The organism is Bradyrhizobium sp. Kon58 (assembly GCF_055807455.1).
This window is the reverse complement of the sequence record NZ_JBVVOT010000243.1, coordinates 1-346: the sequence shown is the minus strand read 5'-3', so window position 1 is coordinate 346 and position 346 is coordinate 1. Positions and strand designations below refer to the sequence as shown.

The 346-nt window shown below is 45.1% G+C and carries 1 protein-coding gene; it reads left to right on the top strand.

The features are described from left to right. Window positions 1–4: 4 nt before the first annotated feature. Window positions 5–346: N-6 DNA methylase (locus AC0L20_RS40300; RefSeq protein WP_473295716.1), on the top strand; the 342-nt coding region annotated here is incomplete at its 3' end.

The following is a 346-nucleotide window of genomic DNA, read 5'->3' as shown; positions in this document are numbered from 1 at the left end:
GGTAATTGGGCTACCCTCAAACCTCCTTTATTCCTCAGGCATCCCAGTTTGCATTTTGGTCCTTAAGAAATGTACTCGACCGGAAGATGTACTTATTATCGATGCAACAGAGAGCTTCGTTAAAGGCAAGCGACAGAACCATTTATCCCACGAGCAAATAACCAAGATCATTGACACTTATCGGTTCCGTAGGGAAGAATCCCGCTACGCCCGCAGGGTTACGATGGAGGAAATCAAGGAGAATGGCTATAACCTTAATATTTCTCGCTATATAAGCACGTCCAGCATCGAAGCTGAGGTTGACTTACAGACCGTAAATCGTGAACTAGCAACCCTGGAAAAAACC